This window comes from Streptococcus mitis, assembly GCF_002860865.1.
GTDB classification, from domain to species: Bacteria; Bacillota; Bacilli; order Lactobacillales; family Streptococcaceae; genus Streptococcus; species Streptococcus mitis_AT.
The window spans coordinates 36,936-55,231 of the sequence record NZ_PKIE01000001.1 but is presented as its reverse complement, the minus strand read 5'-3'; the positions used below and the strand labels follow the sequence as shown (position 1 = coordinate 55,231).

The window sequence follows — 18,296 nt, the reverse complement described above, 5'->3', positions numbered from 1 at the left end:
TACTATCTTCCAACCCTCAAAGGCTCAATGACTTCCTCTACTAGCTGGGTATAGGCTTCCTTGATTTGTTTTTTATAGAGGAGAGGATTGAGGGCATCCGCCACCTCTAGCTTATAGTCATGATAACGCTGGCTCTTGGTCAGCTGGCTTTCTCCTAGTTGTTTTTTAGCTCCCTTACGGTAGTGTTCGACATAGTAACGGAGTTCATCCTCCCCGACATACCAGCACTTGCTAAAGACTTGAATATGTTGCTGGATAACCGCCTCTATCATCTGATCCAAGATATTTGCGATAGACTGACCACGATAACTTGCTGGATGTTCTTGTACCTCTCTCCAAAGTTCAGTGATAATCTGTGCAAGATTTGGATTGGTCTTCTCAAGACTCTGAATATAGTTATCCACGGCTTCCCTATCTTGAGCGCTTAGGTTCTTTTCTTGACTTTGACCTTGTTCAATCAGGCTTTGGATCAAGGTCAAGATATAGGCATAGTTAATCTCGTCCACTTGGATAGACTCCAGTTCATAGTGGATATCAAGTGGTTCACCATCGTCATCATCCTCTACTCGGCTTTTTAATTCTGCAAGGACATTTCGATAAAGTCCCAGATACCTTTCCAACTTTTCTCCATCAAGTCCTGTCTGACTGTAAAGCTCTTCCTCATCATACTCTTTGTACACTCGGATAGAGGCTAGGTATTTATCAAAGGCTTGATAGGTTTTAGCTAGTTTCCTCAACTCAGGCGTAGAGACTTGCTCGATTTGGAGTCCTTCCTCAGGATCATCTGTGATGAGATTTTGGAAATCACTGCAACTCCGTAAAAAGTTCCTCTTTTCCTCTTCCCAACTCGGTGCTAGAACCTCGTTTTCACCACCATTTGAGTAGAGCTTGAGGGCATTATCTACTGCTTCCTTAAAGGCTAGAGGCTTTTGGAAGGTGATGATATGACCGTAGGTCTTACTGCTATCAAAAATACGGTTGGTTCGGCTAAAAGCCTGAATCAAGTCCTGCGGTTGCATAGGCTTGCGGTCAATAAAAAGAGTTGACAGACAAGGGGCATCAAATCCTGTTAAGAGACGATTGACCACGATAACCAAGTCCAACTGTTCATTGCGATAGAGGTATTTGTCCTGCTTTCGAGCTAGGCGGTTATTGACATCCGTATTAAAGCCACGAAGATCCGCCATGGTAAAATGGGTATCAAACTCTTGGTTGTAGTCCTCTAAGACTTGCTTCATGTGGTCTTGATTGGCTCTTGACTCTTCTTCATTCTCCGTAATAGAGTAGGTGATGGTCGCCTTTGGAAAGTCAGGAAGAACCTGCTTGACCCTTTCCGATACCTTGACTCTCGTCTCCCCAGCCTTGACCAGTTTGAGGAGGTCGTAGTAGGCTTGGGCTTGAGGGATGGATTTGACGGTCAGGATGGCATTGTAGGTCTTACCTACTCCTTTTTGGAAGCCTAGCTGTTGACGGGATTTATTGATAATGGCATCCAAGACTTCCAGCATATGCTCCTCATCCTCGTAGACAGTATCTGGTATGTCATTTTCAGACTTATCCGTGATGAGGGTATTGCGATAATCTACCTTAAAGCCTAAAACAGCACCATCATGGATGGCTTCCTTGACTGTATACTCATGGAGACGGTCACCGTATTGCTGTTGGGTGGTCTGAGCTAGGTCACCGACCTGCTGGCGTTTATTCTCCTTAAAGATAGGTGTGCCTGTAAAACCATACCAGAGAGACTGTGGAAAAAAGGCCTTAATGTCTTTTTGTGTTTGAGGTGTTACGGCACGGTGGCATTCATCCACGACAAAGGCCACTCGGAGGCCCCTGATTTTGTCCGCATCTCTTTGGTAAAGACCTTGCTCAAACTTACGCATCATAGTGGTGATTTTCTGGATAGTTGTTACCACCACACGCTTATCATTACTTCCTAGTCGCTTGACCAAATCATGGGTATTATCCGTCTCATCAATATCAATGACATCATTGGTCGCATAGGAGAGAAATGACGAAGTAGTCTGTTGGTCCAAGTCTCTGCGGTCAACGACAAAAATCGTCTTTTGGATGGATGGAATCTGGAGGAGATTCCGAGCTACCTTATAGGAGGTCAAGGTCTTACCTGAACCTGTCGTGTGCCAGACATATCCTGATGCTTGCTGGCGAGAAGCTTCTTGCACTGCTTCGATTGCATGGATCTGGTAGGGACGCAGAAGGATAAGAGCCTTCTTACTATCATCAAGAACAGAATACTGCATGACCATCTGATGAGCACGAGGTATGGAAAGGACTTCGTGGGCAAAGCTGGTCAAGCTCGTTATGGGTTGGTTGTCTTTATCCACCCACTTGGTTAGAAATTGCTTGTTGAGTTTATTTTCCCTAGCTGCAGCAATATAGCGTGTGTCTACTTTATTGGTCACAACAAACATCTGTAAGCTAGAGTAGATGCCACGGAACTTGCCTTCGCGGTCATACTTCTTGATTTGATGAAAGGCATCTAAAAAAGCAACTCGGGGACTTTTAAGCTCGATCTGAATCATTGGAAGACCATTGATCAAGAGGGTCACATCTAGCCTGCGGTCTTGATCCTGAGGATTTATCTTATCTCTCTCGACTTGGTTGACAACCTCATAACTAGACTTACCAGCTGCGATATTGTCTCGCCAAATGACAGATAAACGGATAGTCCCCAAACTAGCATCTTCTCTCTGAACCTCAACCTTGGCAATGCCATTTTCGCCGACCAACCACTTGGTCGCATCATAGTAGCTAACAAAGTTCAGTTGATTCTTTATCTGGCGTTTTTCCTGTTCTGTCAGGGGATGATCTGCCAATAGAGCCACATTGTTCTGGGCTAGCTTTTCAAAGAAGTTTTCCCATAATTGCTCTTCTGTTTTAAGGCCTTCTCTGTAAGTCCATTGACTTTCCCCAGTCACCAGTTGGTTGATTAGTTGTTTTTCTATCTCCAGTTCTGGTTTTACCTGCATCATACTCTCTCCTTTGCTACTTATCTGCTCCCTTTATTATAGCATGTTTAGGCTCAAAATCCATCACTCTTCCTATAGCAAAAACACTCATTCCCCCTTTCTCCTCCAAAATATGGTATAGTAGAAATATACTATCTATGAGGAGTTTACATGTCACAGGATAAACAAATGAAAGCTGTTTCTCCCCTTCTGCAGCGAGTTATCAACATCTCATCGATTGTCGGTGGGGTTGGGAGTTTGATTTTCTGTATTTGGGCTTATCAGGCTGGGATTTTACAGTCTAAGGAAACCCTCTCTGCCTTTATCCAGCAGGCAGGTATCTGGGGGCCACCTCTCTTTATCTTTTTACAGATTTTACAGACTGTCGTTCCTATCATTCCAGGAGCCTTGACCTCCGTCGCTGGGGTCTTTATCTACGGTCACATCATCGGTACTATCTACAACTATATCGGAATCGTGATTGGCTGTGCCATTATCTTTTATCTGGTGCGCCTCTACGGAGCTGCCTTTGTTCAGTCTGTCGTCAGTAAGCGCACCTATGACAAGTATATCGGCTGGTTGGATAAGGGCAATCGTTTTGACCGTTTCTTTATTTTTATGATGATTTGGCCCATTAGTCCAGCTGACTTTCTCTGTATGCTGGCTGCCCTGACCAAGATGAGTTTCAAGCGCTATATGACCATCATCATTCTGACCAAACCCTTTACCCTCGTGGTTTATACCTACGGTCTAACCTATATTATCGACTTCTTCTGGCAAATGCTTTGACATGTAAAAAATCCGTTTGGTTTCCCAAGCGGATTTTGTGCTTTATTTTGAAACTTCTTTTGCAAGAACAAAGTTCCCAAGTGTGGCAGAACCATTTCCTGCGACTGCGGGCGTTACAATGTAATCACGCACATCTGGTACTGGTAGGTAACCATTGAGAAGAGATGTAAATTTCTCACGGACACGGTCCAGCATGTGTTGTTGAGCCATGACCCCTCCACCAAAGACAATCACGTCTGGGCGGAAAGTCACTGTCGCATTAACCGCAGCTTGAGCGATATAGTAGGCTTGAACATCCCAAACAGGGTTATTGAGTTCAATATTTTCCCCACGAACACCTGTACGAGCTTCCAAACTTGGACCAGCTGCATAGCCTTCCAAACATCCCTTATGGAAAGGACAAACGCCCTTAAACTCTTTTTCAATATCCATTGGGTGTCTAGCCACATAGTAGTGACCCATCTCAGGGTGACCCACACCACCGATAAACTCGCCACGTTGGATGACACCTGCACCGATACCTGTACCGATTGTGTAATAAACCAAGTTTTCGATACGGCCACCAGCATTGTTACGGGCAACCACTTCACCATAAGCAGAGCTGTTTACGTCTGTAGTGAAGTACATTGGCACGTTTAGAGCGCGACGAAGGGCACCAAGCAAGTCCACATTTGCCCAGTTTGGTTTTGGAGTCGTTGTGATAAAGCCATAAGTTTTTGAGTTTTTATCAATATCAATCGGACCAAATGAACCAACTGCAAGACCAGCAAGATTATCGAATTTCGAGAAGAACTCAATGGTTTTATCGATTGTTTCGATTGGAGTTGTTGTTGGAAATTGTGTTTTTTCTACAACGTTAAAGTTTTCATCACCGACAGCACAGACAAACTTTGTACCGCCCGCTTCCAAGCTTCCATATAATTTTGTCATGATAAACCTCTTGTTTTTATTTTCTTTATTATAGCATATTTCGAAAGTCTAAATTTCTCTATTTTTTAGATTTTCCTCTGTAAATCTTACCATTCAAGCAAAAACGAACAAACATGTCATTTGTTCGTTTTCACATTAGAGAGGATTGATTAGATTTTCACTTCGATCACAGCATCCCCCTTCGCAACTGAACCTGTTGCGACTGGAGCTACTGAAGCGTAGTCAGCTGTATTTGTAACGATAACCATTGTTGTATCATCAAGTCCAGCTGCAGCAATTTTGTTTGAGTCAAAGGTTCCAAGAACATCGCCAGCTTTCACCTTGTCACCTTGAGCAACTTTTGCTTCAAAACCTTCACCATTCATAGATACAGTGTCAATACCAACGTGGATCAAAACTTCAGCACCATCAGTTGTTTTCAAACCAAAAGCGTGTCCTGTTGGAAAGGCAATTGAAACTTCAGCATCAGCTGGTGCATATACCACACCTTGGCTAGGTTTCACAGCGATACCTTGTCCCATAGCTCCACTTGAGAATACTGGGTCATTAACATCAGCAAGAGCAACAACGTCACCAACGATAGGAGTTACAAGTGTTTCATTTTGAAGAGTTGCTGGAATGTTACCAGTTGTTTCTTCTTGGACCAAACGTTCTGTCTCTACTTCAGTAGCAACTTCTTTTTCATCCTCATAACCAAACATATAAGTAAGAGCGAAACCAAGAACGAATGATACAGCTACCATAAGAAGGTATTGTGCAAGTTGTCCGTTACCGATGTAAAGCATTGTACCAGGGATGACGGTGATACCATTACCAGTACCTGCAAGTCCAAGGATAGAAGCCAATCCACCACCGATTGCACCAGCAATCAATGAAAGGAAGAATGGTTTACGGAAACGCAAGTTAACCCCGAAAATAGCAGGCTCTGTAATACCTAGGAAGGCAGAAAGAGCAGCTGGGAAAGCAAGTGTTTTTAGTTTTGGATTTTTAGTTTTAACACCAACCGCAACAGTCGCAGCACCTTGAGCTGTCATAGCAGCTGTGATGATCGCGTTGAATGGGTTAGCATGGTCAGCAGCAAGCAATTGAACTTCAAGCAAGTTGAAAATGTGGTGCACACCTGACACGACAATCAATTGGTGAACCCCACCGATCAAGAAACCACCAAGACCAAATGGCAAGCTGAGGATCGCTTTTGTAGCGATAAGGATGTAGTTTTCAACGACGTGGAAGACCGGTCCAATGACAAAGAGTCCAAGGATAGACATGACCAAAAGTGTAACAAATGGCGTTACCAAGAGGTCAATGACATCTGGAACAACCTTGCGGACAGCTTTTTCAAATTTAGCTCCGACAACCCCGATGATGAAGGCTGGAAGAACAGAACCTTGCAAACCAACAACAGGGATGAAACCAAAGAAGTTCATAGCTGTTACTTCACCACCTGAAGCGACTGCCCAAGCGTTTGGAAGCGAGTCAGAAACAAGCATCATACCAAGAACGATACCAACGGCTGGATTTCCACCGAATACACGGAAGGTTGACCACACAACCAAACCTGGCAAGATGATAAAGGCTGTATCTGTCAAGATTTGCGTGTAAGTTGTCACGTCAGCTGGAAGTGTCATTCCAAGAGCAGTCAATAGACCACGTACACCCATGAAAAGACCTGTTGCTACGATAACTGGGATGATTGGAACGAAAACGTCACCGAAAGTACGGATAGCACGTTGGAACCAGTTCCCTTGTTTGGCAGCTTCTGCTTTCATATCATCTTTAGATGATGTTGGCAAACCAAGTGCAACAACTTCATCGTACATTTTGTTAACTGTACCTGTACCAAAGATGATTTGGTATTGACCTGAGTTAAAGAAAGCACCTTGAACTTTTTCCAAGTTCTCAATCACTTCTTTATTGATTTTTCCTTCATCTTTGACCATGACACGAAGACGAGTCGCACAGTGGGCAACACTGTTGACATTTTCACGTCCGCCCAAGGCATCGATGACTTTTTTTGCAATTTCCTGATTGTTCATTTGCAAAAATCTCCTTATATAAAATTTTGTTCTTGTTTGAAAGCGATTTTATCCGCCCTACGACTATTATTTTATCATGTTTTAGAAATATGTCAAGCGTTTTGCAGAAAAAATATTCTATCCACTTAGTAAGCATGCTTTAGATTGATTGATTTTGACTGTTTTATCAGGTATTCCTTGAAAAAATAAGTTTAAAATCTTATTTAAAAGGGTTTTGTTTCATTCTCTTTCATATTTTCGTGAAAATTTGATTGATTTCCTGCATTTATTTTGTGACAAACGTTTGACAGTTTTTTCTTTTTTTTAACATAAAAGGCTTGCTTTTTTTTCCGAAAACGGTTACTATTAAAAGTGATAAGATTTTTGGAGGAATGAATGAATGAAATGGACAACTGAGCGTCGTTACAGACTTTATCAAGATTGGACGCAAGAAGAAATTCAACATATAAAAGAAAATATGGCACAATCTCCATGGCATACTCATTACCATGTTGAGCCAAAAACAGGACTCCTAAACGACCCAAATGGCTTTTCTTACTTTGATGGAAAGTGGATTGTTTTTTATCAGAACTTTCCTTTTGGTGCAGCCCATGGTTTGAAATCTTGGGTTCAATTGGAAAGTGAGGACTTGGTTCATTTCACAGAAACTGGAGTCAAAGTTTTGCCTGACACTCCATTAGATAGCCACGGTGCCTACTCTGGTTCTGCCATGCAGTTTGGCGATAACTTGTTCCTATTTTATACAGGAAATGTTCGTGATGAAAACTGGATCCGTCACCCATACCAGATCGGAGCTTTGATGGACAAGGATGGCAAGATTACAAAGATTGATAAGATCTTGATCGACCAGCCAGCAGACTCTACTGACCACTTCCGTGATCCGCAAATTTTTAACTTCAAGGGCCAATACTATGCTATCGTCGGTGGACAGGACTTGGAGAAAAAAGGCTTCGTCCGTCTCTACAAGGCTGTAGACAACGACTACACAAACTGGCAAGCAGTTGGCGACCTTGACTTTGCTAACGACCGCACTGCCTACATGATGGAATGTCCAAACCTGGTCTTTGTAGGCGAGCAACCTGTCCTTCTCTACTGCCCACAAGGATTGGATAAAGATGTTCTAGACTACGACAATATCTATCCAAATATGTATAAGATTGGGGCTTCCTTTGACCCTGAAAATGCCAAAATGGTAGATGTGTCTCAACTTCAAAACATGGACTATGGTTTCGAAGCCTATGCAACTCAAGCCTTCAACGCTCCTGATGGACGCGCTCTAGCTGTTAGCTGGCTTGGCTTGCCTGATGTTTCATATCCATCTGACCGTTTTGACCACCAAGGAACCTTCTCTTTGGTCAAAGAACTCACTATCAAAGACGGTAAACTCTACCAATACCCAGTCACAGCTATCAAGGACCTTCGTGCCTCTGAAGAAGCCTTCTCAAATCGTGCTCAAACCAATAACACTTACGAACTTGAACTCAGCTTGGAAGCTAATAGCCAGAGCGAGATTGTCTTACTTGCTGATAAAGAAGGCAAGGGACTTTCCATCAACTTTGATCTTGTAAATGGTCAAGTGACAGTAGATCGTAGCCAGGCTGGTGAACAGTATGCCCAAGAATTTGGGACAATTCGTTCTTGCCCTATCGACAATCAAGCTACTACTGCTACAATCTTCATCGATAACTCTGTCTTTGAAGTTTTCATCAATAAAGGAGAAAAAGTATTTTCTGGTCGTGTCTTCCCACATGCGGACCAAAATGGTATCCTGATTAAATCTGGAACACCAACTGGAACTTACTATGAATTAGATTATGGTCGCAAAACTAACTGATGTCGCCAAACTTGCAGGCGTCAGCCCTACTACCGTTTCTCGGGTTATCAACAAAAAAGGTTATCTCTCTGAAAAAACCATTCAAAAAGTCAATGAAGCCATGCGAGAATTGGGCTATAAACCCAACAACCTAGCTCGTAGCTTGCAAGGAAAATCAGCCAAATTAATCGGTTTGATTTTCCCTAATATTTCCAACGTTTTCTATGCAGAATTAATTGATAAGCTGGAACACCAACTCTTTAAAAATGGTTACAAGACCATCATCTGCAACAGCGAACACGACTCTGAGAAGGAACGTGAATACATCGAAATGTTGGAAGCCAATCAGGTAGACGGCATCATTTCTGGTAGTCACAACTTGGGAATAGAAGACTACAATCGCGTGACAGCACCAATTATTTCCTTCGACCGCAATCTGTCACCAGACATTCCTGTCGTCTCCTCTGACAACTATGCTGGTGGGGTTCTTGCTGCCCAGACCTTGGTTAAGACAGGCGCCCAGTCTATCATTATGATTACAGGGAATGACAATTCCAATTCGCCAACTGGGCTACGCCACGCTGGCTTTGCATCCGTACTCCCCAAAGCACCTATTATCAATGTTTCCAGTGACTTTTCTCCTGTCAGAAAAGAAATGGAAATCAAGAATATCTTGACCCGTCAAAAACCAGATGCCATTTTTGCTTCGGATGATTTGACCTCTATTCTAGTCATTAAAATTGCTCAAGAATTGGGCATTTCTGTCCCAGAAGAGCTCAAGGTCATCGGTTACGATGGTACCTATTTTATCGAGAATTACTATCCTCAACTGGCTACTATTAAGCAACCCTTGGAAGAGATTGCCTGCCTCACTGTTGACCTTCTCTTGCAAAAAATCGAAGGCAAGGAAGTCGCGACAACTGGTTACTTCTTACCAGTTACATTATTACCAGGAAAAAGTATTTAAGCACAAGAAAACTCAGACCAATTCGTCTGAGTTTTTTATGATCTTAAGTTTTCTAGATAACGCTGGGCAGTTTCTAGATTAAAGGTTTTATCTGCGATGAGGCGCTCGACTAGGGGAGCTACCTCGGATTCACTGGCTCCTGCTAGGAGAGCTAAGGATTTGGCCTGCAATTTCATGTGGCCTTGCTGGATTCCTGTACTCACCAAAGCTTTCAGGGCAGCAAAGTTTTGGGCAAGCCCGATAGCCACGATAATCTGAGCTAATTCTTTGGCAGAAGGATTTCCCAGTAGTTCATGACTGAGGGCTACACGAGGGTTGAGACCGATAGAGCCACCCTTGGTCGCCACAGGCATGGGCAGGGTCATCTCACCAACTAATTCTTCTCTTTCAAGGTCCAGCGTCCATTGACTAAGACCTTGATAGCGCCCGTCTCGACTGGCAAAAGCATGAGCTCCTGCCTCAATAGCACGCCAGTCATTACCAGTGGCTATTAAAATGGCATCTATACCATTAAAAATCCCTTTATTATGAGTAGCAGCTCGGTAAGGATCAGCCTGCGCAAACTGACTAGCCAAAGCTATTTTCTCCGCAATCTCCCGTCCTTGCTCCTTTTGGCGGCTCAAGTAGCGAAAGGCGATACGACAACTTGCAGTCACCAGAGAATCGGTCGCGTAGTTGGACAGGATTCCCATAAGACTTTGACCCTGACTGAGTTCTTCTAAGACTGGTTTCAAGGCCTCCAGCATGGTGTTGAGCATATTAGCACCCATGGCTTCCTGGGTATCGACATGGAGATAAACAACGAGAAAGTCTGTTTCGCCTTTTATCTGCTCTACATGCAAATCACGCGCCCCACCTCCACGTTTAACAATAGAAGGATAGGCTTGATTGGCAAGCTCCAAGAGTTCTGCTTTCTTGCTGGCAATCTTCTCTTGCACTTGTTCAGGATCAGCAACTTGATAAAGGGCTACCTGACCAATCATCCGGCGCTCATGAACCTGAGCAGTAAAGCCACCTGCTCGCTTGATAATTTTACTTGCATAACTGGCCGCAGCAACCACAGAGGGCTCTTCTGTCACATAAGGAACTGTGTATTCCTGACCGTTGACAAGAACCTCTGGAACCATCGAATAAGGTAAAGAAAAAGTTCCCACCACATTCTCACTCAGCTGGTCTGCCACAGTCACACTCATCTGTTCATCCTGCTCCAAACTCTCTTGTCTCTCAGGACTAAGGAGCGCCTGAGCTTTTAACAGCTCTAGGCGCTCTTGGTATGATTTTTTTGAAAATCCATTCCAACTTATCTTCATTATTTTTCAACCTTGCTATAACGGCGTTGGTGGTCGATAATTTCAACCAAGGCAAAATCTTGATTTTCATAGCCAGTAAACTGGGCAGAGTTTGTTTCATCTAACTCTACTTCCTCAAAGAAGACCTTTTCGTAGTCTGCAACAGACAGGGCAGTTCGTTGGTTGAGCTTGTTCAAGCGGTCTTTATCCAGATAAGCTTCATATCCTTCAACCAATTCACCACTGAAGAACTCAGCCACAGCCCCACTTCCGTAACTATAAAGGGCAATTTTATCCCCAGCCTTCAAGCTATCTGTATTTTCCAAGAGAGACAAAAGTCCGAGGAAAAGGGAACCTGTATAGATATTCCCCACCTTTTGACTGTAGAGAATAGACTGGTCAAAATGCTTTTGCAAGAGGTCTTTTTTCTCTTGAGGCAGGCTCTTATCCATGATTTTTTTCAAGCCTTTTAGCGCTAATTTAGGGTAAGGCAAGTGGAAGCATACAGCTGCAAAATCACCCAAAGTAAGCTGGTAGCGTTTTTGATATTCAAGCCAAGTCGTTTTCAAACTATCCAAGTATTGCTGGGTAGAATAAACACCATTTACATAAGGGGTTGTTGAGTAATTTGGACGCCAGAAATCCATGATGTCACGAGTCTGGGCCACATTGTCATTATTAAAGGCCATAATGCGTGGATTTTGTGTAATTAACATGGCCACACTGCCAGCACCCTGAGTTGGTTCTCCTGGAGTTTCAATACCGTACTTGGCAATATCACTGGCAATGACCAAAACCTTGGACTCTGGAGAATTTTCCACATGCAATTTGGCATAATGAAGGGCCGCTGTCGCTCCATAGCAGGCTTCTTTAATCTCGAAACTACGAGCAAAGGGCTGGATGCCCAGCAAACCATGCACAAAGACGGCCGCAGCTTTACTCTGGTCAATTCCTGACTCAGTAGCCACAATGACCATATCAATTTCTGATCTTTCTTGCTCAGTTAAAATAGAATCACTTGCACTGGCCGCCAAGGTCACGATATCCTCAGTTAGGGGCGCAATACTCAATTCCTTGAGCAAGAGTCCTTTGCTTAATTTTTCAGGGTCAATTCCCCTCGCTTCTGCTAAGTCTTGTAATTTCAAGACATATTGACTGGTCGCAAAACCAATCTTATCAATACCGATTGTCATATTTACCTCTGTTTTATCATTCATTGTAAAAAATCGTTCTATACTATTTTATCACAAATAGCAGTAAAAGAGAGAAAAAAGACTTGATTCACCAAATCAAGTCTCTTATTATTCTAACCATTATGCTGTTTTCGTAAGTGAGAATAAAGCCTGAGAATCACTGTTCCGCTAGCCATTCCAATGGAAATCACCAAAGCCAGCATAACAACCAAGGTTGCACTAGCAATGGCATGACTGTAATCTCCTGTCACAAAAAAGGCAGTTGTCCGATAGGAGAGATAACCCGGAACCAGAGGTGCCAAGATGGCTAAGATAAAGACCACAGCAGGTGTCTTATAAAGAATACTTAAAATCTGGCTGACACAAGAACCAATAATGGCTGCAATAAAAGTAGCCACAATAACATTGGTCGGTTCCTTGAGCAAGAGATAAATCAGCCAGACAGCCATGCCCAAAATTCCTCCTGGTAAGAGCATGGACCGCTGAACATTGAGTACGATTAGAAAGGTAATAATAGCAAGAAGACTTGCTACTGCTTGTAATAAAAAGGTTGTTAGTGTCATATTAATTCATCAATACCAAGGCGACAGAAGTTCCTGCCCCTAAAGCAAGGGTAATGAGTAGAGATTCAAACATCTTACTCATACCAGAGTTTATGTGGTTGGTCATAATATCACGAACCGCATTGGTCAAGGCAATACCTGGTACAAAAGGCATGACAGCACCAGCTATAATCAAATCTGCTGTTGAGGGAAAACCTGTGTAGCGAGCCCAAAACTGGGCTATCATCCCAAAGACAAAGGCTCCAGCAAAGGCCGTCACAAAGGGAATTCGGATAAATTTTTCCACATAGAGAGAAAAGGCAAAACCAAATAAGGTAGCCACTCCTGCCCCAAGTGCGTCGTAGATGTTTCCACTAAACATAACTGAAAAGAAAGGAGCACTAAAGGTCGCAGCCAGAGTCACCTGCAACTTGGTATAGGGAAGCGATTGAGCTTGTATGGCCGTCAATTGCTTGAAGGCTGTCTCTAAATCAATCCGCCCCCCAACCAGCTGACGAGAAATCTGGTTCACATCGCAGACTTTTTCGATGTTATAAGAAGAGGAGGTAACGCGCTTCATACGCGAAATATTGGTATTTTCAATCGAGAAAAAGATAGCGGCAGGCATGGCAAGAACATTACAATCCACAATCCCCTGCGAATGCGCAATCCGAATCATGGTATCTTCTACGCGATGAATCTCTGAACCACTTTTGAGGAGAATGGTTCCAGCTAACATAATCACATCAATAACGGCATTTAATTCTTTTGATTCTTCCATGCTTTCCTCCTTTTATCAACTCCTTCTATTCTATCACAAATCTAGAGTCAAAAAAAATCTTTGCCATGAAATCATGACAAAGATTCGTTTAATCACGAGAATTTTCGTGGTTCCCTTCACTACTTGATTGAGTAGTAGCAGGTGCATTCCCTCGTTGATTTCCTTGTTGGTTCCCCTGACTTGGTGTCGTAGTAGAACCTTGGTTTCCACGTTGGGATGGTGCTGATGATGACGTTGACGGTGGTGTTTTTGGTTTGTAGATTGAAATCTTGACACGCGTCTTAGTCAAATCAACCTTTTCACCCGCTTTTGGACTCTGTTCAACGACTGTACCCTCAGCAGTTCCATCAGGAGCTGTCGACACTTCTACAACTTCAATATTGGCTTCCTTAATCCCAACAATTTGAACAAGATTATTTTTAGTAAATTCAAGACTAGATCCTTTATAACTTGGCATAGAAACGCTGGTTACTTTCTTAGCAACGGTTAAGGTAATCGTTGAGGCCTTGCTCAAATCATAGGTTGTTCCAGCAGCTGGACTCTGTCTGAGAACAGTTCCTGCTTCGCTCTCACTTGATTCTTCTTCCTCAATTTTGATGAGATTTTCAGGAACCTTCTTCTGCTTGAGTTCTGCTATAACATCTGTCGATTTACGGCCGATATAGTTACTCAATTGGAAAGATTGCTTGCCTGATGAGACAACCAAATTGATTTTCGAACCTTCTTTTCGAGTCTTTCCAGCTTCAGGATCTGTACGGATAATCCGCCCTTCTTCCACCTTTTCACTAGCCTCTGATTTCTCCTCGCCAATCTCAAAATTGGCTTTCTTGAGCGTTTCCTTGGCTTCCGCAACTGTCTGACCTGCCACATCTGGAATGGCAATGGTTGCAGGAGTTCTGGATAGTATCCAAATCAGAGAGGCTGCCACCAATACAATGCTGGCCAACAAAATCATATAACGAACTCTAAATTTCCGTTTCTTAACAGGCTTGCTTGCGTAATTGTCTTCTGAAACCTGCTGACTCGGTTTCGCAGTCTGTGGCTTCGGACTTTGTGTTTGCACCTTAGGAATCGAAGTCAAGGTACTCTGGGATACCTTCGGTAGTGTCTTGGTGTCCGCCTTAGTAGTATCATTAAATACCAGTTTAGGCTCATTGCGACGATTGTAAGATAAGCTACTAGACAAGTCCACATACATCTCTGCAACTGACTGATAACGATCTGTCAATTTCTTGGCAGTTGCCTTGATAACAACATTCTCCAAAGCCTGAGGCACAGATGGATTTTCATCAATAACTGATGGCAGTGGTTTCTGGAAATGCTGAAGGGCGATGGTCACCGCACTATCCCCGTCATAAGGGATATGGCCTGTCAGCATCTCATAGAAAATAATCCCCATGGCATAGATATCACTCTGTACAGTAGCCTTAGAACCACGCGCCTGCTCTGGTGACAAGTAATGAACCGAACCCAGCATAGAGTTAGTCTGAGTCAGACTTGTCTCTGCAAAGGCTACAGCAATCCCAAAGTCTGTGACCTTGGCAGTCCCATCTGGTGTCAAAAGGATATTTTGAGGTTTCAAGTCCCTGTGAACAATTCCTCTAGTATGGGCCAAACGCATGGCTAGGAGGATTTGCCCCATGATACGGACTGCTTCTTCATTAGAAAGAGGATAGTGTTCCTTGATATAGCGTTTAAGGTCTAGTCCAGCAACATACTCCATTGCAAGATACTGTTGACCGTCTTCCTCACCAATATCTGTTATCCGAACGATATGAGGATGGTCTAGATCTGCCATAGCTCTCGCTTCACGCTGAAAACGAGCTACAGCTATCGGGTCCGTCTGGTAGTTGGTCCTCAGGACCTTCACTGCCACTTCTTCTCCGTCTAGAATTAAATCCTTGGCCAAATAGACATCTGCCATGCCTCCTCGGCCAATCTGTTTCACAATCCGATAGCGTCCGGCAAAAATCTTGCCGATTTGGATCATTCTGCATCCTCCTCGTTCATAGAAACAAGGGCAACCGTAATGTTGTCTAAACCTCCTGCATTGTTAGCAAAACGTACGAGCGTCGCTGTTTTATCTGCCAAAGGAATATCACTGGTTACAATATCACAAATCTCACTTCCTGAAATCATGTTGGTCAAACCATCACTATTGAGCAAGAGATAGTCACCTGGCTCAAGGGTAATCATTCCAAAATCAGGTTGAACTTCATCTTTTTGACCGATAGATTGAGTAATAATATTTTTCTGTGGATGGCTAGCTGCTTCTTCTGGTGTCAATTGACCTGCTTTAAGCAATTCATTGACCAAGGAATGATCGCTCGTTAACTGGTGGTATTCTTCTCCACGAATCAAACCGATACGAGAATCTCCAATATGAGCATAGATAGCCTGATTGCCAATAATAGCAACAGCTTCTAGAGTTGTTCCCATTCCTTTATAGGCATCATCTTGCCCAAGTTGATGAATCTTTTGATTTTCAATTTCTAGGTAATTAGCGAACCATTCACGCACTTCATTGACTGTATCGATTTGGGTATCAACCCAAGCTATACCTAGGTCTGTTACCGCCATTTCACTAGCGATATTCCCTGCGCGATGACCTCCCATCCCATCAGCTAAAATAATCATGGTACGCCCAGCTCTATTGACATAGTGGTTGACATAGTCTTGGTTATTTGTTCGTTTCTGACCAACATCTGTTAATAATGAAATTTCCATGTGTCAGTTCCTTCCTAATCCGATATCTTGCGAAATTGACTGATGAAGAATCCATCACTTCCATACAATTCAGGTGTAATGAGGATACAGTCGTCTTTCATGATATCCTTACATTCATGTTCTAGTTTTACCTGCTCGAACTCAGGATGACTTTCTAAAAACGCCTCAACGACTTGAAAATTCTCCTCTGAGACAATAGTACAGGTACTATAAGTTATTATACCACCTTTGCGTAGTGTTTGACAAACACTACCTAATATTTCTAGCTGAATTTCCTGTAAGGACGCGAAATCTGCCGTTTCTTTATTGTATTTGATATCTGGTTTTCGGCGCAGAAGACCGATCCCTGAACAGGGAGCATCTACCAAAATCTTATCAAATGAATCCTGACCAAAAAACTCATGCACCTTTCTGGCATCCAATTTTTGCCTTTGAACCCGTTCTGCAACCCCTAAACGCTCCGCATTTTCTTGGATTAAGTCCAACTTGTGATCGTAAAGGTCCAGAGCAGTAACCTGACCTGTCGTGAGATAAGAGGCTATATGGGCTGTTTTCCCACCCGGAGCCGCACAGGCATCTAGAACCTGCTCATTGCCTTGTAAATCAAGCGTCGGAGCAACCAGCTGACTGGACTCGTCTTGGATGGTAATGGCTCCCTCCGCAAACAAATCATGGCCTGCAAAATGCCCCTGCTCCTTAACCAAACCAGAAGGAGACAAGGATGAATCACTGGCCTCCAACAAGGTTTGGATTTCCTCTTTTCGGCTTAAATCAGTCACACGAATACTGGCTTTGTTTCGCACCAAAAGGCTTTCAAAAATAGCTTGCGCTCGCTCTTCTCCGTATTCTTCCTTAAGTTTAGACACCAACCAAACCGGAAGGGAATAGGCAATGGAATCACGCTTGTTTTTTCGTTTGATGCTAGCAATATCTGGCCACCCTTCACGCAAGATACGGCGAAGGACGGCGTTGACCAATTTTTCACTGCCTTTTTTACGGACTTTGGCCAATTCTACTGCTTCATTGACCACAGCATGGTCTGGGATCTTGTTCAAATAGCGGATCTGGTAGGCACTCATGAGAAGAAGGACATAAAGCCAACTGTCTAACTGGTCTCTGTCTTCGATAAAGTGTGATAGATACCATTCTAAGGTGAGTTTGCGGGCTACCGTTCCATAGACCAGCTCGGTTACCAAACCCTTGTCTGCTGCAGAGAGCTGACTTCCCTTGAGATGCTTATTTAAGGCGATATTTGAGTATGCTTGATTGATAAAGACATCTTCTAATACCGCTAGGGCTAAACTTCTAGCCGTTTCTACTTTAGTCACCAAATCGTTCTCCTACAGTCAATGTACGTCCAACTCCGTTGAGGAAGGAAGCAATGTCCATCTTAGGTTTACCCGCTGGCTGCACTTGTTTGAGAGATAAAGCTCCTTCTGCCGTTGCAACAATCAATTCTTTCTTGCCAATAGAGAGGATCTCACCTGGATTTCCCTGACCTTCTACAGCTAGAGCTTCATAAATCTTAAAGCGGTCGCCCTTAAGGAAAGTATGGGCAACAGGCCACGGGTTCATCCCACGGATCTGGTTAAAAAGTTGACGATTGGTTTTGTTCCAGTCCAGTTTTTCTTCCTCTGGCTTGATATTTGGCGAGAAAGTAACCTGACTTGGATCCTGTGGTTCAGGTTTGATTTCCCCAGCAATATAGGCCGGCAGAGTGTCTAAAAGCAAAGCGCGACCAACTAACGCTAATTTCTCAAACAAGGTGCCAACATTGTCCTCATCCATGATTGGAATACTGCGACGAGAAATCATATCTCCTGCATCCATTTCCTTAACCATTTCCATAATGGTCACACCAGCTTCCTCATCACCTTGAATCAAGGCATAATGGATAGGCGCACCACCACGATGTTTAGGAAGGAGGGAAGCGTGAACGTTGATCGCAAAATCCATGCTATCAAGGAGTTTACTTGGGAGAAACTGCCCAAAAGCAGCAGTCACAATTCCATCTGCTCCTAGCTTCATAATAGCTTCCATCTCTGGACTTCCAGATAATTTTTCAGGTTGATAGATAGGAAGACCTGCTTCCTTGGCAGCCTGCTTGACTGGTGTTTCTTGGATAACTTTTTTACGGCCTACAGCACGGTCTGGCTGGGTCACAACGGCTAGAATTTCGTAACGGTCATCTGTCAAAAGACCTTTTAAGACTGTTGCTGAAAAGTCGGGTGTCCCCATAAAGATTAATTTTGTCATATCT

General features: G+C 43.4%; 14 protein-coding genes. 3 read left to right on the top strand and 11 right to left on the bottom strand.

What is annotated here, in order from left to right; translation table 11 throughout:
• Positions 1-2 precede the first annotated feature (2 nt).
• Entirely contained in the window at positions 3-2,993 is a 2,991-nt protein-coding gene (locus CYK18_RS00280; RefSeq protein ID WP_101784427.1) for a type I restriction endonuclease subunit R, read from the bottom strand.
• A 147-nt stretch (positions 2,994-3,140) separates the two neighbouring features.
• Here CYK18_RS00280 and CYK18_RS00275 point away from each other — a divergent pair, with 147 nt between their 5' ends.
• A complete protein-coding gene (locus CYK18_RS00275) occupies positions 3,141-3,758 on the top strand; it encodes a TVP38/TMEM64 family protein (RefSeq protein WP_000076185.1) in 618 nt (205 codons plus the stop codon).
• A 42-nt stretch (positions 3,759-3,800) separates the two neighbouring features.
• Here CYK18_RS00275 and scrK read toward each other — a convergent pair whose 3' ends face one another.
• Positions 3,801-4,688 carry a fructokinase ScrK gene (gene scrK, locus CYK18_RS00270; RefSeq protein WP_000164310.1) on the bottom strand — a complete coding sequence of 296 codons (888 nt, stop codon included), beginning with the start codon at positions 4,686-4,688 and terminating at the stop codon, positions 3,801-3,803.
• A 149-nt stretch (positions 4,689-4,837) separates the two neighbouring features.
• On the bottom strand, positions 4,838-6,724 hold the full coding sequence (locus CYK18_RS00265) for a sucrose-specific PTS transporter subunit IIBC (RefSeq protein ID WP_084862947.1): 1,887 nt from the start codon (positions 6,722-6,724) through the stop codon (positions 4,838-4,840).
• Positions 6,725-7,103: 379 nt separating this feature from the next.
• Between CYK18_RS00265 and CYK18_RS00250 the strand changes: the two genes are divergently transcribed.
• Both CYK18_RS00250 and CYK18_RS00245 read left to right on the top strand, forming a co-directional pair.
• The gene (locus CYK18_RS00250; protein ID WP_101784425.1) at positions 7,104-8,558 is read left to right on the top strand and encodes a sucrose-6-phosphate hydrolase; all 1,455 of its coding nucleotides are present in this window, start codon (positions 7,104-7,106) and stop codon (positions 8,556-8,558) included.
• Positions 8,539-9,504, top strand: a complete 966-nt coding sequence (locus CYK18_RS00245) for a LacI family DNA-binding transcriptional regulator (protein ID WP_101784422.1) — start codon at positions 8,539-8,541, stop codon at positions 9,502-9,504. The genes CYK18_RS00250 and CYK18_RS00245 overlap by 20 nt, the downstream gene beginning before the upstream one ends.
• 35 nt (positions 9,505-9,539) lie before the next feature.
• Here CYK18_RS00245 and CYK18_RS00240 read toward each other — a convergent pair whose 3' ends face one another.
• From CYK18_RS00240 to fmt, 8 genes are all read right to left on the bottom strand, one after another.
• Complete coding sequence (locus CYK18_RS00240; RefSeq protein WP_101784420.1) at positions 9,540-10,814, bottom strand: hydroxymethylglutaryl-CoA reductase, degradative; 1,275 nt, start codon at positions 10,812-10,814, stop codon at positions 9,540-9,542.
• Positions 10,814-11,986 carry a hydroxymethylglutaryl-CoA synthase gene (locus CYK18_RS00235; protein WP_180948005.1) on the bottom strand — a complete coding sequence of 391 codons (1,173 nt, stop codon included), beginning with the start codon at positions 11,984-11,986 and terminating at the stop codon, positions 10,814-10,816. Before CYK18_RS00235 ends, CYK18_RS00240 begins: the two co-directional genes overlap by 1 nt.
• A 113-nt stretch (positions 11,987-12,099) precedes the next feature.
• Positions 12,100-12,549 (bottom strand): threonine/serine exporter family protein, encoded by a 450-nt coding sequence (locus CYK18_RS00230; RefSeq protein WP_020901615.1) that lies wholly within the window; start codon positions 12,547-12,549, stop codon positions 12,100-12,102.
• Between the two features lies 1 nt (position 12,550).
• Positions 12,551-13,309 carry a threonine/serine exporter family protein gene (locus CYK18_RS00225; RefSeq protein ID WP_101784416.1) on the bottom strand — a complete coding sequence of 253 codons (759 nt, stop codon included), beginning with the start codon at positions 13,307-13,309 and terminating at the stop codon, positions 12,551-12,553.
• A gap of 88 nt (positions 13,310-13,397) precedes the next feature.
• Complete coding sequence (pknB, locus tag CYK18_RS00220) at positions 13,398-15,299, bottom strand: Stk1 family PASTA domain-containing Ser/Thr kinase (protein WP_000614551.1); 1,902 nt, start codon at positions 15,297-15,299, stop codon at positions 13,398-13,400.
• Positions 15,296-16,036 (bottom strand): Stp1/IreP family PP2C-type Ser/Thr phosphatase, encoded by a 741-nt coding sequence (locus tag CYK18_RS00215; protein WP_000406242.1) that lies wholly within the window; start codon positions 16,034-16,036, stop codon positions 15,296-15,298. The genes pknB and CYK18_RS00215 overlap by 4 nt, the downstream gene beginning before the upstream one ends.
• A gap of 14 nt (positions 16,037-16,050) precedes the next feature.
• Positions 16,051-17,364, bottom strand: a complete 1,314-nt coding sequence (gene rsmB / locus CYK18_RS00210; RefSeq protein ID WP_180947985.1) for a 16S rRNA (cytosine(967)-C(5))-methyltransferase RsmB — start codon at positions 17,362-17,364, stop codon at positions 16,051-16,053.
• Positions 17,357-18,292, bottom strand: coding sequence for a methionyl-tRNA formyltransferase (fmt, locus tag CYK18_RS00205; RefSeq protein WP_101784412.1), 936 nt, complete (start codon positions 18,290-18,292; stop codon positions 17,357-17,359). The genes rsmB and fmt overlap by 8 nt, the downstream gene beginning before the upstream one ends.
• Between the last annotated feature and the right edge of the window lie 4 nt (positions 18,293-18,296).

What these genes read in the sequence shown, in the direction of transcription:
- CYK18_RS00280 (WP_101784427.1), bottom strand. Translation starts at nt 2,993, where the DNA reads ATGATGCAGGTAAAACCAGAACTGGAGATAGAAAAACAACTAATCAAC.
- CYK18_RS00275 (WP_000076185.1), top strand. Translation starts at nt 3,141, where the DNA reads ATGTCACAGGATAAACAAATGAAAGCTGTTTCTCCCCTTCTGCAGCGA.
- scrK (WP_000164310.1), bottom strand. Translation starts at nt 4,688, where the DNA reads ATGACAAAATTATATGGAAGCTTGGAAGCGGGCGGTACAAAGTTTGTC.
- CYK18_RS00265 (WP_084862947.1), bottom strand. Translation starts at nt 6,724, where the DNA reads ATGAACAATCAGGAAATTGCAAAAAAAGTCATCGATGCCTTGGGCGGA.
- CYK18_RS00250 (WP_101784425.1), top strand. Translation starts at nt 7,104, where the DNA reads ATGAAATGGACAACTGAGCGTCGTTACAGACTTTATCAAGATTGGACG.
- CYK18_RS00245 (WP_101784422.1), top strand. Translation starts at nt 8,539, where the DNA reads ATGGTCGCAAAACTAACTGATGTCGCCAAACTTGCAGGCGTCAGCCCT.
- CYK18_RS00240 (WP_101784420.1), bottom strand. Translation starts at nt 10,814, where the DNA reads ATGAAGATAAGTTGGAATGGATTTTCAAAAAAATCATACCAAGAGCGC.
- CYK18_RS00235 (WP_180948005.1), bottom strand. Translation starts at nt 11,986, where the DNA reads ATGACAATCGGTATTGATAAGATTGGTTTTGCGACCAGTCAATATGTC.
- CYK18_RS00230 (WP_020901615.1), bottom strand. Translation starts at nt 12,549, where the DNA reads ATGACACTAACAACCTTTTTATTACAAGCAGTAGCAAGTCTTCTTGCT.
- CYK18_RS00225 (WP_101784416.1), bottom strand. Translation starts at nt 13,309, where the DNA reads ATGGAAGAATCAAAAGAATTAAATGCCGTTATTGATGTGATTATGTTA.
- pknB (WP_000614551.1), bottom strand. Translation starts at nt 15,299, where the DNA reads ATGATCCAAATCGGCAAGATTTTTGCCGGACGCTATCGGATTGTGAAA.
- CYK18_RS00215 (WP_000406242.1), bottom strand. Translation starts at nt 16,036, where the DNA reads ATGGAAATTTCATTATTAACAGATGTTGGTCAGAAACGAACAAATAAC.
- fmt (WP_101784412.1), bottom strand. Translation starts at nt 18,292, where the DNA reads ATGACAAAATTAATCTTTATGGGGACACCCGACTTTTCAGCAACAGTC.